At 62.3% G+C, this 17161-nt stretch carries 11 protein-coding genes; 9 read left to right on the top strand and 2 right to left on the bottom strand.

What is annotated here, in order from left to right; translation table 11 throughout:
- The first annotated feature begins 3990 nt into the window (after positions 1 to 3990).
- The 9 genes from C476_RS11585 (at position 3991) to lpdA (ending at position 16069) form a co-directional block, all read left to right on the top strand.
- Complete coding sequence (locus tag C476_RS11585; protein ID WP_008013121.1) at positions 3991 to 4668, top strand: CIS tube protein; 678 nt, start codon at positions 3991 to 3993, stop codon at positions 4666 to 4668.
- Positions 4669 to 4670: 2 nt separating this feature from the next.
- Positions 4671 to 5699, top strand: a complete 1029-nt coding sequence (locus tag C476_RS11580) for a phage late control D family protein (RefSeq protein WP_008013120.1) — start codon at positions 4671 to 4673, stop codon at positions 5697 to 5699.
- The gene (locus C476_RS11575) at positions 5696 to 6433 is read left to right on the top strand and encodes a phage baseplate assembly protein V (protein WP_008013119.1); all 738 of its coding nucleotides are present in this window, start codon (positions 5696 to 5698) and stop codon (positions 6431 to 6433) included. Before C476_RS11580 ends, C476_RS11575 begins: the two co-directional genes overlap by 4 nt.
- A gap of 11 nt (positions 6434 to 6444) precedes the next feature.
- Positions 6445 to 6735 carry a PAAR domain-containing protein gene (locus C476_RS11570; RefSeq protein ID WP_008013116.1) on the top strand — a complete coding sequence of 97 codons (291 nt, stop codon included), beginning with the start codon at positions 6445 to 6447 and terminating at the stop codon, positions 6733 to 6735.
- Positions 6736 to 6738: 3 nt separating this feature from the next.
- Positions 6739 to 7137, top strand: a complete 399-nt coding sequence (locus C476_RS11565) for a GPW/gp25 family protein (protein WP_008013114.1) — start codon at positions 6739 to 6741, stop codon at positions 7135 to 7137.
- Entirely contained in the window at positions 7134 to 10316 is a 3183-nt protein-coding gene (locus C476_RS11560) for a putative baseplate assembly protein (RefSeq protein ID WP_008013112.1), read from the top strand. The genes C476_RS11565 and C476_RS11560 overlap by 4 nt, the downstream gene beginning before the upstream one ends.
- 75 nt (positions 10317 to 10391) lie before the next feature.
- On the top strand, positions 10392 to 12356 hold the full coding sequence (locus C476_RS11555) for a putative baseplate assembly protein (RefSeq protein WP_049911787.1): 1965 nt from the start codon (positions 10392 to 10394) through the stop codon (positions 12354 to 12356).
- A 3-nt stretch (positions 12357 to 12359) separates the two neighbouring features.
- Complete coding sequence (locus C476_RS11550) at positions 12360 to 14498, top strand: phage tail protein (RefSeq protein ID WP_008013108.1); 2139 nt, start codon at positions 12360 to 12362, stop codon at positions 14496 to 14498.
- Positions 14499 to 14617: 119 nt separating this feature from the next.
- On the top strand, positions 14618 to 16069 hold the full coding sequence (gene lpdA, locus C476_RS11545) for a dihydrolipoyl dehydrogenase (RefSeq protein WP_008013105.1): 1452 nt from the start codon (positions 14618 to 14620) through the stop codon (positions 16067 to 16069).
- 17 nt (positions 16070 to 16086) lie between these two features.
- Here lpdA and C476_RS11540 read toward each other — a convergent pair whose 3' ends face one another.
- Both C476_RS11540 and C476_RS11535 read right to left on the bottom strand, forming a co-directional pair.
- Positions 16087 to 16383, bottom strand: coding sequence for a DUF7521 family protein (locus C476_RS11540; RefSeq protein WP_049911778.1), 297 nt, complete (start codon positions 16381 to 16383; stop codon positions 16087 to 16089).
- On the bottom strand, positions 16380 to 16757 hold the full coding sequence (locus C476_RS11535) for a winged helix-turn-helix domain-containing protein (protein ID WP_008013102.1): 378 nt from the start codon (positions 16755 to 16757) through the stop codon (positions 16380 to 16382). The genes C476_RS11540 and C476_RS11535 overlap by 4 nt, the downstream gene beginning before the upstream one ends.
- Positions 16758 to 17161 lie beyond the last annotated feature (404 nt).

The following is a 17161-nucleotide window of genomic DNA, read 5'->3' as shown; positions in this document are numbered from 1 at the left end:
TCGTCTGCCATCTCACCTAGCCGTCCGAACTGTACCGACCAGTCTAGCGGGATCTACAATCCGTCCGCTCTCGGGCCGATCCGTGCTCCTCGCTCGGTCACTGACACGGTGGGCACCTCGAGTGGAGCGTCACGACGGCCGATCGAGTCGTTCGGGAGCGATACGGAGCGGACACGCCACCGGAAGCGGTGGCCGCAACCGGTGATGAGACGATTGATGCGCTCGGGAGACGTTCCAGAGAGGCTGAATGCCCTCGCGCATACCAGCAGCCAGACGATCGCACTGCCCAACGCGGCTAGATTTGGTTCGTCACACGCGCTCGTCACTCGAACCGTGTCGCCGACCAACGAAATCGACGATCTATCCACCAATTACGTCCCTTCGAGCCATGTCGTCGACCATGTCGATGCCACGCTCGAGCGTGTAGTCCGGCAGACTGGACCGCAAGACGGTGCAGCGAACGTGATCGCGCGATCTGATCGGATCGAGACACGACGTGTGGCTGCAGTCTCGGACGATAGCGGACAGAGACGGCGTTCTGGGACTGGCTCGACTGTCTGGATGACGGATCGACATACGGTGTCTGGTGTCGGGATCGACAGTCGACGCACTCCTGTCTGGCACCGTTCGTTGCGACGGCGCGATGGACCGACGCTGCGCCAGCATCGCCCGCGACGGAACGACCGTACGCGTGGGAATCTCGATCCCCTCGTCGTCCACGCTTCCGATGACTCGCACGTCCGGACACGCGACCGTTCACGGGAGGGGTTTGCCACACGGGATCCCGTCTCGCTCCCTCACCGCGTGTCTCGAGTGCATCCGCCGTTCTCGTCCCCTCGGTCGACATCACACATGACCGGTCGCGATCGGAGTCCGTGGCAGTCACGACTCGAATCGACCGCTTCGACTGCGCTGTACGAGAGACTGATCACCGAGCAGCCTCGTTTCGCTTCGGTCGCGCCTCGGGGACCGCACACGCCGACCCGACGCGATCGAGCGGCCCGCGATCAGGTGGCTCGAGCGCCCACCGCTTTGGCTTCCGGCTCCGGGACGATGGAGTCACAGCGACCGGCCATCCAGCCGACCGGGCCGGTGTGGCTGTCGATCGACACTCACGACGCACGCGAGCCACACAGGCGGTTGTGGCTGCCGTCGGCCACGCATCAGGAAAGCGACGTCTCAGGTGTCACCGCCGGCCAGCGCTCTCTTCGGTTACAGCGTGTAGCCGCGACCGAAGCCATCCGTCCGTCAAGAATGGAATCGCCGAGCGCGAGTCTGTCCACTCCGTTCGGTGGCCGACGTGTTCGTCGCACCCTCGAGACCGACACACGGCGTCGCATTGACCAATTTCGATCGCGGGTCGACGAGCGAGCGTCATCGGATCGTGCTCGCCTTCCTCGCCGTGTCTTGTCGAGGCGGTCCGAGAGCGACACTGCTGGTAGACTACCAGTAGGTAGCCCGAGCATGGGGGACGCAGATGACGGAGATGATGTCGGGTCGGTTCGGCCGGTCCGGATGCAGTCTCCGATCGCCGACGTCGCCCCAGCTTCGGTCAGTGTTGCCCGTGTCGATACTGGCCGCTCAGACCGACTGCAACCAGTATCTGTGAGACCGGACTTGGATGCCACTGCACGAGGTCCGTCTCCGGTTGAGCGACGTCGGCCACAAGGAATGCGACGGCCAACGGTGTGGTCGATACAGGTCGACGCTCCGCGATCCACTCGAGCACTGTCGCATCTCGGTTCACACCGCGTCCTCACGCGTGCGTTCAGTACGGCAACGGCAATCGAACGGAAGCCCCACAGCAACGACGCCGTTCTCGGCTCGGATCGATATCTGTCGGAGTCGCGAGTGGCACGTTCACCGATCCAGCGATCCGGACGAACTGGCCGTTTCCGACGCGAACCAGGGTTTACCGACGAGACTGCGGCTGGCCTGCCGGAAACCGTGACACCACCAGGTCGGTCTCTGCACGTAAATACGCCCGACACCGCGTCCCGGACGCGAGTTGCTGCCGATCGAGGCAGGGGCAGGGCTGTTAGCGGTGGCTCCACGAATTCCGTCTCTGAGATCCGTGGACCCGACGAGGCGGACCACCTCGATCGCGGCGGCGCAGTCAGCAACTTGGCGGTCCAGCGCGACCAACCAGGCGGAACCGCACGTCACTCGAGCGACCGGATGTCGGTGCTCCGAACGCTTCCTGATGGTCGATCGCATTCCCGGTTACCCGGCAGGACGACGGCGTCGGCGTTCACGGTGATCACACCGTCGGCGTTGACAGCCGGTTCAGGACGACTGGTCTCGAGCGAGAAAACCGTCGCGAGACCACGATCGAGCGCAGGGACGTCCTGGGAACCGTCTGTCTCGCGTCACGGACCCGAGTCGAGCGAGCATGGTCGAAACGGGCACAACTTGATCTGGGACGATCGACCACTCTTCTTTGGGACCAACGCGACGACGCGACGACAGCACTCGTCGTGGACACAGCACGAACGGCGTGGTGAGAGACGAGTATCGGTTGATACCGGTCCAGCAGAAAGCGTCTCAACCGCGTTCGGCGTCGTCGATCCGACCGCCGATTCGACTGCGCCGCCGAGGAGAGGACCACCGTCGTATCCACCCGCCGTGACTGGGATGAGCATTCGAGACGATCATCGTACTCGGTCGACCGGTGTCGACGATCCGAATCGGGCCCTGCAGAGCGGAACGGCACCGATCTCGTCGACACGGTCCACCGGCTCCCCGTCTCGTGTCGCTGTGACCCTCACTCGAACGGCTCGTTCGGGGCCGTTCGTGGCGACGAGTCTGCACCGACGCCGGCTCGCTGGCGACAGGACTCGTGTGCGTGCTGATCAGCCGACGCTCGAGCTGGGTGACCCTGACGTGCAGTCACGCGCCCCCTCGTGGGTCGAGTACGGCAGCCAGACACCGTCACCTCGTCTCGTTCGGACGACCACCCTGCCCTCGCGTTCGACCCCGTCGACGACGGCTCCCCGAACCCCCATCGCGTCGCAGGTGGATCAAATCGGCGTGCCCTCCTCGATAGACCATGTCGAGGCCACCGTCGACGAAACCGATGGCCGTGTCAGTATCGATACTGCTGACTCGGTTCCGGCTCCACAGCGCCGTCTGCCGGTCGCGAGCGCGACTCGCTTCAGAAATCGGCGGTTTCAGCCCAGCCGCCATCTGCAGCGACGCACGTCGATGGCGCAATTTGGAGCGACTCGATCGCTCGACGGAACTCGCCTCGAGCGCGATCGGCTTGGGGTCACACCGCTCGCACACCATCTTCGAGAGTACGGCTCGGAATCTCCCGTGGCTGCACGAGAGTCGCCGTCACGAGGCCAGTGGGACGAAGATAACGACACAAAAGATAATAGAACAATAGATAATAGGATTGAATCAATAAAAGAAACCAAGATGGAAACTGGGCGACGAACGAACACAAGAGCAAAACGACCGTCACTGACATACCGAACCACGGCAAATGCGGACACGCCATCCGTCGATCGGGGCAGTTCACATCGGCCGACCGACGATGTGTCGGATCCGACAGTCGCATCGACTGGGTCCTCTCGTGGCCCCCGCCCACGGCGTTCCAGTCGAGAGCGTCGGCAGGATCGACAACGACACCGGGAGACGGAACACGAAGCGCCGGCACGACCCGGGGACGATAGCGACCGAACGCAAGCAGCGTTCCGTTCGGATACCGATCCAAATTCGGGCCCGGCCGCTCGTGGGCAATCGCGAAGTCGTGACGCCGGGCGACCGTGGCCGGGTGAGAAGCGACAATCGTCGATCCAACGGCCGGAGCCATCGGTCGACGCCACTCCTGACTCGGCTCGCCACCGCCGGCACCGCTTCGACGGCGTCGACGTGCCGGCGGGCACTGACCCGCGTTTCGACGCCGATGTCGACCGTGCCGTTCAGGAACTCTACCGAAAACTCGAGCGGAAACTCAGAATCGAGCGCGACCGGAGGGGACTGTAGATGAGTGGCCGGAGCGGGACACTCGAGAAAGCCCAACTCATGATCGTCAACGGGAAACAGCGAGGTGAAACGATCGAGTGTGCGTTCAACCCGAACGCCTACACGCTCGAAAAAAGCGTCAACTACGGGGAACTCAAGGCGACTGGGTCGGGAGCGTCGATCATGCAGTTCGTCGATGGGAACGCTGAAACACTGTCGATGGAACTGTTTTTTGACACGACCGACGAACTGGATTCGAACGGGTCACCCGACACGAAGCAGGTTGACGTCCGCGAGCGATACACACAGCACATCGATACGCTCCTGTCGGTCGACGGGGAGTTACACGCACCGCCGGTGTGTCGGTTCGTCTGGGGCGACGGGATCGATTTCACGGCGTTGCTCCAGCGGGCGAACAAACAGTTCACGAAGTTCCTCCCGAGTGGCGTTCCCATCCGCGCTCGAGTGAACGTCGTGTTCAAGGAATACAAGACGGCCGATTACCACAAGTCGGAGGTGTCGCCGGAGTCGACGGACAAGACCAAGGTCTGGACGGTCACTGACGGCGACACTCTCTGGTTGATCGCTGCCGAGGAGTACGGCGACGCCGCACACTGGCGGACCATCGCGAACCACAACGATATCGAGGATCCCCGCGCGATCGAGACGGGCGACACGCTCGAGCTACCGCCATTGTAGCTATGCAGACTGGAACGAGCATTCAGCCACGTTACTCACCGCGGTTCAGGGTCGATGTCGGCGACACGACGTTTCAGGAGCCGGGCGGTCGAATCGCAGATCTCGTCGTCGAGACGACGCTCGACGGCGCAGACCGGTTTTCGTTCACCCTCAACTTCCCGTTCGACGAGGAACTCGGCGAGTTCAGCGGGCTGACGTGGGACGACTTCGAGATCGGGACGGCCATCGAAATCGCGATGGGATATGGAGGCGACGGAACCCTCACACCACTGTTGACTGGTTCGATTCGGTCGATCAATGCCGAATTTACGACCGATCGGGGACCGTCAGTTACGGTCTCCGGCTACGGGCTGCTCTGGGAGCTCATGCAGGGAACGGGTTCGAATTCGTGGACGGAGACGACCGTCGGAGAGGTCGTCTCGGACGTGCTATCGTCGTACTCGTTTTCGACGGTCGACGTCTCGGACGCGTCGATCAATCGTAAAACGCTGATCCAGGACGGACAAAGCGATTACCGGTTCGTCCAGCAGCTGGCCGAGACCTACGGATTCGAGTTCTACGCCGAACGGGATACCGTCCGGTTTCGGCCCCACTCGGCGAAAGCCGAGGACGACGAGCCGGTCGCCGAACTGTGGTACGGCGAGGCACTCCACGATTTCTATGCGGAGATCACGCAACGAACGCAGGTCGACGAAGTCGAGGTTCGGAGTTGGGACAGCCAGAACAAATCGGAGATCGTCGCCACCGCCGGCAGCCCGAACGCGAACTACAAGGAAGTGTTTCGAGTCCAAGCCATGTCACGGAACGAAGCGGAACGAGTCGCCGAAACGAAGTTGAACCGATTCTCCAACGGCGTCATCACCGGCCACGGTGAAGCCGACGGCACGCCAGCGATCAGGGCCGGTGCCGTCGTCCGACTCGAGGAACTGGGCGAGCGTTTCTCGTCGGACTACTACGTAACCGATGCGACCCACCGGATGGGAAGCGCTGGCTATCGAACGTCGTTCGACGTAACGGAGGTGTCTTCATGAGACCCACCGGATTCATCGATGGCGGTGGCACAGACGACGGCGGTATCCGCGGCGTCGCCGTCGGGATCGTGACGGACAACGAGGACCCGAAGGACCTCGGTCGGGTGAAGCTCCGGTTCCCGTGGCGTGAGGCCGACGACGAGAGCCACTGGGCTCGGATCGCGACCGAGATGGCAGGCACCGAGTACGGTACCTACTTTCTGCCGGAGATCGACGATGAAGTGCTCGTCGCCTTCGAGAACGGTGACGTTCACAGACCGTTCGTCATCGGTGCGCTGTGGAACGGCACGCAGAAACCACCGCAGACGAACGCCGATGGGAAAAACGACATCCGCGAGATACGGTCCCGTAGCGATCACACCATCGCGTTCGACGACGCCGACGACGGCAGCATCACGATTCGGACGACTGACGGTAACGAGATCGTGATCGACGATTCGGGAGCGTCCGAGACGATCCGGATCCGTGACGAGAAAGCCGACAACAGTATCACGCTCGATTCGGAAAGCGGGACAGTCGAGATCGATGCGAAATCGGAACTCTCGCTGTCGGCATCGACGATTGCTCTCGATGGCAACTCGATAGAGCTCTCCGGAACGAAGGGTCTCACGATTTCGGGGAACGGACCGATAGATATCGATAGTAAGGCGAAACTCTCGCTCTCCGGATCGATGATCGACGTCGATGGGACTGGTATAGTAAATATTAAAGGAAGCTTAATCAAATTGAATTAGATAGGACGAGTATGAAACCTGCAGCAAGGCTCGGCGATCAGACGGCACACGGGACACCACTTACTGGGACTGCCAGTCCGAACGTCGTGATCGGGAAGCAACCCGCATGGCGGGCGCTGGTGGACGTCCACACGTGTCCGCTCGTCACGGGGACCGTTCCCCACGTGGGCGGCACCGTCTCGAAGGGGAGTACGAGCGTGTTGATCAACGGGATGCCCGCCGCGCGAATGGGCGATACCATCGTCGAAAGCGGCCCGACGAATACGATCGCGAGCGGGTGTCAAACAGTTCTGATCGGCTGATCCATGTCGGATGCATTTCTCGGAACGGGCTGGGCGTTTCCAGTGGAGACTGGCCCTCGAGGTTCGGTTCGGACCGCCGACGCCGAGGACGATATCCGGGACGCGATCCGTATTATTCTCGGAACCGCCAAAGGTGAGCGGGTGATGCGACCCGAATTCGGCTGTGCAATTCACGACCACGTGTTTTCGGCCGTGACGCCAGCAACACTGAATCTCATCGAAAGCAGTGTTCGTGAAGCGCTCGTCCAGTGGGAGCCCAGAATCGACATCGAAGACATCGACGCACGACTGGCCGACGAAAAGCCGACCGTGGTCCACATCGAGATCGAGTACCGGGTACGAACGACCAATAGTCTCTCGAATATGGTGTATCCGTTCTACATCACGGAGGGTGATGGATGAGCCAACGACCGGTCGTCGACGACAGGGACCGAGAAGCGTTGTATACCGAGCTACGGGAGCTCGCAGCACAGTACACCGAGTCGTGGGATCCGTCGACGGACGACAACGCGACGGTTCTGTTGCGAATCTTCTCCCAACTCGGCGAGGACGTGATCCGGCGGTTGAACGACGTGCCTGCAAAACACCGGCTCGCGTTCCTCGACGCACTCGGGTTCGACAGACGGCCGCCACAGGCCGCGCGGCTCCCGGTGACGTTCGAGGTGTCGACCGACATCGATCGAAACGTCGCGATCCCTGGTGGGACGCAAGCAGCTGCGGAACCGAGCGACGGACCGACACAACTCTTCGAACTCCCACAGGATGGCGGGTTCGAGGCGACCGGCGCGTCGCTGACGGATGTGATTGCGGTCGATCCGTCCGCGGATCGGATCGTCGACCACAGCGAGCTCCGAACTGGCGATGACCCCGTCGAACTGTTCTCCGGCGAGAACGTACAGGAACACGTCCTGTATCTGGCTCACGACGATCTTCTCACGCTCGAGGCCGGCTCTCCACTCACGATAACGGCCGAGACGACCGTCGACAGGTCTGTTCTCGAGACCGAACTCGTCTGGGAGTACTACGGCGAAGCCGACGACGGGACAGTCGGGTGGCAGCCACTTGAGCCATGGAGTTGCCACACGTCGACCGATGACGAACCCGGACTCGACACGCTCCAGAAGCGACTGCAATCGGGATCGTCGTCACGGGTGGACGACGATCGAGTCGAACTGCGATTTCGGCTCCCTGGGGAGACGGTTCGCCACACCATCGACGGCGTCGAGAGTCGCTGGCTTCGCTGCCGAATCGCCGGCGACGGATCCCGTTCCGAGCCGTTCTCGGTGCGTCTCCAATCGATCTCGGCCAGCGTCGGTCGCGACACGCGTGAGGGTGGGCTCGCTCCTGACCGCTTGCTGTCGAACGACGTACCGCTTTCGACGGACGACGGTGACGTTCGCCCACTCGGACGATCGCCACACCCGCCTTCGACGTTCTACGTCGCGTCCGAGGAGGCGTTTACCAAACGAGACGGCATCGTTGAAGTGCAGTTCGAGTCGCCTGCCGACCCCGATGCGGATGGGATCGATACCGTGGCCGATCCCGACGCCACCGAGGAGGTCACCGTCGGTGCCAACGAGCATGACGGGGACGTATCGCCGACTCAGGGCGTCGGGGTACTCGATGGGCCGCCGGAACTCTCCTGGGAATACTGGACCGGCAGCGGCTGGAGTCGCCTGCCCGTCCTCACAGATGAGACGAACGATTTGCGAACGGCCGGTCGTGTTCGCTTTTCGGTCCCCACAGACATCGAGCCGACGGCGGTATCCGGCCACGAAAACGTCTGGATCCGCGCTCGGCTGGTCCGTGGGAACTACGGCCAGCCATCCTTCGAGATCACCGATGCTGGCGCACACGGATCGCTCGGTAACTCGCCCGACTCGCCACGCTTTGGCGGTGTGTCGATCCACTACGACTGTGACCGACAATCGTTCGAGACGATCCGAACGAAGAACAACGCGTCTATACGCAGCGTGTCCCCGGAACGCGACGGTCCACTGACGCCGTTTGTGCAACTGCCCGATGAGACACAGACGCTATACCTTGGTTTCGATGAGACGCTTCGTGATGGACCGCTCTCCATCTTCGTCCCGATCGAGGACAGCACGTATCCGCGTTCGTTCGATCCCGGCATGCGCTGGGAGTACTGTGTAGACCCCGACGACCGCGACTGGTCGAAACTCACGGTGCAAGACCGGACTGGTGGCTTGACCGAACGCGGCATGGTCAGGCTGACGTTTCCCGAACCGACGACCGCGTTCGAGTTATTCGGCCGGCAACGCCACTGGATCCGGGTCCGCGTCACACAAGACGAATTCGATCGGTCTTTAGACGCCGACGCACAGTCGGTACGATCGACTGGTGAGACCGATCGGCTGTGTCATCGGGCGACGGCTCCACCAACCCTCGAGGGGCTGTATCCGAACACACAGTGGGCTTTCAACACCCGAACGATCGAAGATGAGGTCCTCGGCTCGAGCGACGGATCACACGACCAGTCGTTTGCGTGTGCCCACGCGCCAGTCATCGACATCGACGTGTGGGTCGACGAGTTCGAGACGCTGTCAACCAGCGAGCGGCGTGACCTCCTCGCCGAGCGTCCCGAAGACGTTCGGCGCGTCACTGACGCAAGCGGTGACGTGACGGAGTGGTGGGTTCGGTGGCAACAGGTCTCGGACATGCTCGATTCAGCGTCGATGGATCGACACTACGTCGTCGACAAGATCGATGGGACCGTCAGCTTCGGGGACGGGAACAGGGGACGGATCCCACCGTCCGGACAAAAGAATATTACTGCAACGTATACCACTGGCGGTGGCCGAGACGGGAACGTTGCGGCCGACACGATCACTGAACTTACGAGTTCGATCTCGCTGGTCGAGGACGTCTCGAACCCGAAGCCAGCCGACGGTGGAGCCGACACCGAACCCAGAGACGCGCTCGTGTCCCGCACCACAACCCACCTCAAACACCGGGGCCGGGCGGTCACCCCGTCGGACTACGAACAGGTAGCCACTGCGGCGTTTCGAGAACTAGCGAAAGTCGCCTGCAACCCGTGTGGTGCCACTGACGACGGCGATATCGTCCTGCTGATCGTTCCACAAACACGACGAGAGAAACCGATGCCCTCGATGGAACTCGAGCAACGGGTTCGTGAGACGGTACGTGAACGCGCACCCGCGTCGCTCGTCGAATCCGATGCGTCCCGGATCGTCGTCCGCGGTCCGACGTACGCTGAAGTGTCGGTCTCAGTCTCCCTGTCTATGGCAGATACCACGAGCATCTCGCTCCTCAAAGCGGCTGTCGAACGGCGACTCGACGAGTTCTTGCATCCGCTCGACGGAAACGGTGGCGAGGGATGGGCCTTCGGTGCGAAGCCGTCTGTAGATGCGCTGATCGATGTCGTTACTGCTACCAAACATGTTGATGCTGTGAACGACCTCGGCGTGACGGTCGAGGTCGATGGCGACGTCACGTCGCGATCCGGGCGCGAGGCGGCGCCGTCGCTTCCACCGGACGCGCTCGTCTGTAGCGGTACTCACGAGGTGATCGTCTCGATGACGGGAGGGGAGCATTCATGATCCAACCGAGTCGCCGAGCGTGGATACGGGGACTGAATTGCTCTCCCGATCCTTACGTTTCCGGAGGTGGGCACCGTGGGCATTGACGTCCCTGACCTCGACGACAGAACATACGAGGAGATTCTGACCGAGGCGACGAACCTGATTCCGGCCTACGCCGAGGAGTGGACCGACCTCAACCCGCACGACCCCGGTATCGCGATCCTCGAGGTATTGGCCTGGCTGACGGAAACGTACATCTACCAACTCGACAGAGTCACGGACGATCACCGCGAAAAATATCTCTCGTTGCTGGGCGAGCGCCGACGGCCGCCGACGCCGGCGTCAACGCGACTCCGGTTACAGCTCCCAGCCGATACTGCGTGGGCGCACGTCCCGGCCGGGATGCGGCTTTCGGCCACTGACGCCGACGACGCCGATGCCAGCTACTGGTTCGAAACTGATCACCCGGTTACGCTGACGGCCGCGACACTCGAGTGTGTGCTGACGGTAACTGACGCTGGGAAAACCGATAACACGCATGCAAACCGGACTGAGGGGATGTTCTATCGCGCGTTCGGCGACGACCCTGCTGCCGGAGACCTGTTCTATCTGGGATTCGATGCCGACCCGTTCGCTCACACACGAACGATGACCCTGACCGTTCGCTATCACGACGCGGACCTGCCCGAGCCGGCAACACACGGATCGAGCGAGCCGTCGTTTACCCCCTCTGTCGACCCGGTCTGGGAGTATCGCCACGAAGACGACGACGCGTGGCGTCGGCTCACAGTCGAGGCCGATGGGACGAACGCGTTCTATCGGAGCGGCCAGCTCACGCTAGCGCTGCCCGACGATCGATCGGCGACCGGGAGCGACACTGACACCTTCGAGCGACCGACTGACAGCCACTCGTCGGTACGGACGTGGCTCCGGTGTCGTCTCGAGACGGCTGGATACGAAATCCCGCCGCAGTTCGACGCCATCGAACCGAACGTCGTCTCGGTAAGCCACCACCTGTCGGTGACCGACGAGGAACTGACGGCTGTCGATCGCCTCGACGATGTGCCGGCACTCGATGGCCAGACCTACGCCTTCGAGCGGTCGCCGGTGCTTTCTGCGACAGTATTCGTCGACGGTCATCGGTGGCACGAGGTTCCGGACTTCGATGCGTCCGGTCCCGACGATCGACATTTCGTCCTCGACCGGGAGGACGGAACCGTCACGTTCGGCGACGGAATCAGGGGCCGTGTTCCACCTGCCGATGCCTCCGTCGTCGCCGACTACGTCGCCGGTGGCGGCGTGGCGGGGAACGTCCCGGCGACCGCCGTCTGGCACGTCTCCGATCAGACGGTCTCGATCGACGGCCCAGTCGACAGCGCTGATGTCGATGTCGAACCACTGGCGGCGGCGACTGGCGGCACTGACGGGGAGACGGTCGACGACGCGCTCGCCCGCGTTCGACGCGCTCGCCGGATCCCGTCCCGGGCAGTCACTGCCGACGATTACCGCTCGATTGCCGCGCAGACGCCCGGACTCCGGATCGGTCGAACGAACGTACTCCTCGAGGACGACGAGATCACTATCGTCGTCGTCCCTTTTGCACCGCCCGATGTCGGCGCGCCGGAACCGAGCGAGGGATTCGTCCGTGCCGTTCGTCAGTACGTCTCGGAACGAAAACTGCTGGGCGATCGCGTGTGTGTAACCGGCCCTCAGTACGTCGGCCTCGAAATCGAGGTTACTGGACGTGCTCGGGCTCGATACGCCGGCAGCGGTCACGACGCCGCTGTTCGGACGGCAATCGAGGAGTTTGTCCATCCGCTGACGGGCAATGGGGGCGATGGGTGGCCCTTTGGCCACACGTTACACCGCTCCGATCTGGTCGAGTTGCTTGCGGAACTGGACGTGATCGACCGGATCGACGAGGTCGCGATCACTGCCCATGGCGGTGCGACGATCGACGATGGTGCCGTCCGTATCGACGACACCGCGCTGTTCGCCGTCGAAAACGTGACGACGTCCCTTTCGAATCGGTCTGACTCGGCCACTGGAGGTGAATAACGCGTGGACTTCTCGTATGCGACAACGACAAGCACCGCTGACTGGCAGGAGTGGGTCGGTCGGAATATCGATGTACGTGATGGCGGTATCGAACTCGCGACGACGACTGCTATCGACCGGTCGATGATCGCAACGGACGTCGTCGACGTGGCGATCGACTCGAGCGGGAACCTGTACACGCTTCGCTCGTCAGGATCGCTCTCTCGACACGATCCAATGTCGGACTGCACTCACCGTCTCTTGGATCGTTCCGACGGGGCCGTCGCGACTCCCTGCGCACTCTGTGTCGACGGCGATCGGATTTTCGTCGCTGACAGTACCGACGGCTCCGTCACCGTCCTTTCAGCCCGGCTCCAGCGGCCGATCAGGACGATTGAGACGGACGTAACAGATCCGATCCGGATCGCCCATGCGAACGAAACCCTCTCTCTTCTCGACGGCGTCGGCCGGATCCGAACCGTCGGGCTGGATACCGGGCCCGATATCACCTGTCGCACGCATAGCACGGCTCTCGTCGATCCGGCCGATTTCACCGTCGACGCCGACGGCCGGGGATACGTACTCGATCGCACCGACAGCGGGCCGGTCATTCGATCCTTCGGTGGCGGAGACGATCACCACGACGAACGGTTCCCGCTCACGAACGATGCGTTCGTCGCGGCTGTCGGTCCGTTCGTGCCGACCGCGCTGTCGCTGGTCGGTGACACGCTCTTCGTTGCCGGTCGCCTCGAGAACGGACATCAAGCACTGTTCGCACGGGATCTCGAGTCGAAATCGTTTCACGAGCGTCACCGGCTCGAGCGCCCGTGTCGAACGATCGTCGCACGATCGCTCTCATCCAACGACCGGCTGATCTACGCAGCTACCGGTCCGAACGGGCACGGTCGGCTGCTCCGTGAACGACGCCAGCATGCACGCCATCCACGACAGGACCGCTCCCTCGGCACTGCGCTCCATCGATACGACTCCGGTACGGACGATACCGAGTGGCACCGTCTTGCCCTTGAACGTGCCCAGGCGACCGCGAGTACGCAGGTTCGAGTTCGCTACGTCGCGACGAACCATCCAGTCCCCTTCGATAGCGGGGTCGACGACCTCGAGATCGTTCCGACCGACGCCATCGACGACCTGTGCGAACTGGAGATCACGTCCGTGTGGGACCTCGCCAGCAGTGATCCTGCCCGGCTCGCGTCGACGCTCTCGGATTACTCCCGGTCGGACGTACAGGCATGGCAAGACGCGGCGACCGAGACGCTGGCAGCACACGCCGACGCTGACTGGACGACTGCTGATTCGGTCGCTCCGGACGATATCCTGTTACGCAACGCCGTCGGTCGGTACCTGTTCGTCGCGCTCGAACTCGAGGGCAGTCCCCAGTCATCGCCGCGCGTCGATGCTGTTATGGCGTTCTGTCCACGTCAGTCGTATCTCCGCTATCTCCCGGAACTGTACCAGGAGAACGATCGCTCCGCTGCGTTCTTGGCCCAGTACCTCTCCGTGTTCGAATCGGTTTTCGCTGATATCGAGACGGAGATCGAACGGATCGGCCGCTACTTCGACCCGCACGCCGTGCCGAGCGATGCCCTCTCGTGGCTCGAGCAGTGGCTCGCACTCGAGCCCGACGACGGGTGGCCAGAAGCCGCGCGGCGAGAACTGCTCTCTCGAGCACCGGAACTATACAAACGCCGTGGCACGAAAGCGGGCCTTCGGTCGCTGCTCGAACTCTACCTTCGCCACACCTCGTCGTCGGGTGTGGACGACCCGGCGTCATCGACGGCGACGACTGACGGCGGTGATGGGACGAGCACCGAGACACTCCCTGATCACCGGCTGTTCTTTCTCGTCGGTGACGATCTCGACTGTATTGACCGTGAGTCGGTGCGTCGCCAGTATCCGCTCCCTGCAGGGCCACGGTCGTTCGTCGTGTTCTGTGGGCCGTTCGAAACTGCTGCCGAGCGGGCCACGGTCGAGTCAATCGTCACGTCGGAGAAACCGGCCCACGTCAGCGCAGCCGTCGTCGAACTCGACGACGAACTTCGTCTCGACGGTGCGACCTTTCTTGGGCTCAATAGCCGATTGACGACGCGGGAGTTCTCACTCGGCGCAACGACGCTCGGCGAGGACACGGTCCTTGTCGACTGAGCGGGTCCGAAATATTGCCCGCTCCGGTCCGTGGTGTGACAACGGTCGGTCGATTCGATCTCATTTCTGCTTGTTGACGAGGAACACATACACTATCCTTCGGCCCGTTACACCGTGTAATGGTCGTTGGAGACGTTACTACTGGCACAGATGTACTGGTTATCGGCGCAGGCCCTGCCGGCTACGTGGCCGCGATTCGTGCCGGACAGCTCGATCTCGATGTGACGCTTGTCGAGAAAGACGCCTACGGTGGAACCTGTCTGAACTACGGCTGTATCCCTTCGAAAGCGTTGATTACTGCCACTGATATCGCTCACGAGGCCGCCACTGCCGAGGAAATGGGGATCCACGCCGATCCCGCGATCGACCTCGCCGGTATGATCGAGTGGAAAGACGGCGTCGTCGACCAACTTACGAGTGGCGTCGAGAAACTCTGTAAAGCTAATCAGGTAACGCTGCTCGAGGGGACCGCCCGCTTCGTCGACGATCGAACCGTCCGCGTCTCCCACAGCGGCGAGGGCCAAGGCTCGGAGACCCTCGAGTTCGAACACGCGATCGTCGCGACTGGCTCGCGTCCAATCGAAATCCCGAACTTCGAGTTCGACGACGCGCCTGTCCTCGACTCGCGACAGGCCCTCGCACTTGACTCTGTCCCCGACTCGCTGGTCGTCGTCGGGGCCGGTTATATCGGGATGGAACTCGCCAGCGTCTTTGCCAAACTGGGAACCGACGTGACCGTTCTCGAGATGCTCGATTCGATTCTTCCCGGGTACGACGACGACCTCAAACGGCCAGTCAAGAAGCGAGCGAACGAACTCGGTATCGATTTCGAATTCGGCTACACTGCCACGAAGTGGCACGACCGCGAAGCGGACGGAATCCGTGTGATCGCCGAGCCCGCTTCTACGGATGGTGGCGAACAGGCTGCCGGCGACCAACTCACGCTCGATACCGACCACGTGCTGGTAGCTGTCGGCCGCGAGCCAGTCTCGGACACGCTCGCTCTCGAAGCTGCCGGCGTCGAGACGGACAATCGTGGTTTTATCGAAATTGATCCGCGCGCACGTACAAGCGCCGATCACATCTTCGCTGTCGGCGATGTCGCTGGCGAGCCGATGCTCGCACACAAAGGGAGTATGGAAGGGCAAGTCGCCGCCGAAGTGATCGCCGGCGAACCGACGGCAATCGACCACCAGGCGATGCCCGCCGTCGTCTTTACCGACCCCGAAATTGCAACCGTCGGAATGACCGAAACCGAGGCCGAAGAAGCCGGTTTCGAGGCCGTCACCGGTCAGTTTCCGTTCCGCGCAAGCGGTCGCGCGCTGACGACCGGCGACGCCGACGGCTTCGTCAAAGTCGTTGCCGACGACACAGATGGCTACGTGCTGGGTGCGTCGATCGTCGGCCCCGAAGCCTCGGAACTGATCGCCGAACTCGGTCTCGCGATCGAACTTGGGGCGACCCTCGAGGACGTCGCCGCGACGGTCCACGCCCATCCGACCCTCTCGGAGTCGGTGATGGAAGCAGCCGAAAACGCACTCGGACACGCGATCCATACGCTGAACCGATAACCGGATTCGGCTCGCCGTTACTGGACGTACAGCGAGTACGCGATCACCACAAAGCCGGCCAACACGAGCAGGCTCTCGAGGAGGATCCCCGTCACGAGGTGCACCTCGAGCAACTCGTATAGCATTCCGGCAAGAACGAACCCGAGCGTTACGAGGCCGAACCCGAGCGTGAGCCAGCCGAGTGCTCGCTGTCTTGTCCGTCGGTATGCCTTGAACGAAAAATACGTGATTACGCTGCCAACGACGAGAACGAGCGTCTTGACGACCGCGAGCGCGAGTGTCATCTCTACCGGTCCGGCAAGAAGCGGATTCATGTTTCTTTTCGCACCTCCGACCACAGGTCCGCAAGCCGCTCGTCCGCCGTCTGTGTTGGCCGGTCGATCTGAACTGACAGCGACAGGTCCTCGTCCAATCCGAACGAAATCTCGTCGAACGCGATCGAATACTTGCTCGCGTGATGACCATCCTGTCGAATCTCCGTCGACTCCTTGAGCAGCGTCGCCTCGGTCAACAGCTCTAGCTTTCGGTACAGCGTCGACTGCGGGATCTCACATCGCTTCGTTAGCTCGGACGCCGTCATTGGCTCCTCGAGGTTTTGAATAATCTCACGGCAGTCGGGATCGTCCAGCGCAGCGCAGATCTCCGCTGCGGACGGTGTCGACTCCGAAGCGAACGGGTCCCGGACCATTCGTCTGTCCCTTACGACGCACGTGGTTTATCGGCATCGATGCGTCCCCCACTCATCGGCCCTCGACGCGACAGTTTCTTGGGCGTGCGCCCTCGAGTAGGACACACGCGGGTATCATCCGGCCCGACCATGCCTTCGAGGGCGGGATGACCGGCCGACCTCCGCCCGCGTGACAGCTTTACGATGCTGGCTCGAGCTATGAGCTGTCCGTCTGGCCACTAGCCTCAGACATGCTATCCTCGTAGAAAGTCATGCCAAAGAACTGGATTCTGATATCGGTCTCGTTCGACGGCCTTATATATACACCCGGCACTCGATATGAATGCGAACGACGTGGCCCACGCGCCACGTCCCCTCCGGCCGTTTCCCGGCATGGAGGCAGGATTATACCCTCACTCTCGAGA

Source organism: Natrinema limicola JCM 13563 (genome assembly GCF_000337475.1).
Lineage (GTDB): Archaea > Halobacteriota > Halobacteria > Halobacteriales > Natrialbaceae > Natrinema > Natrinema limicola.
Note: the sequence above shows the minus strand (reverse complement) of the source record. Positions and strands in the feature narration are given on the sequence as shown.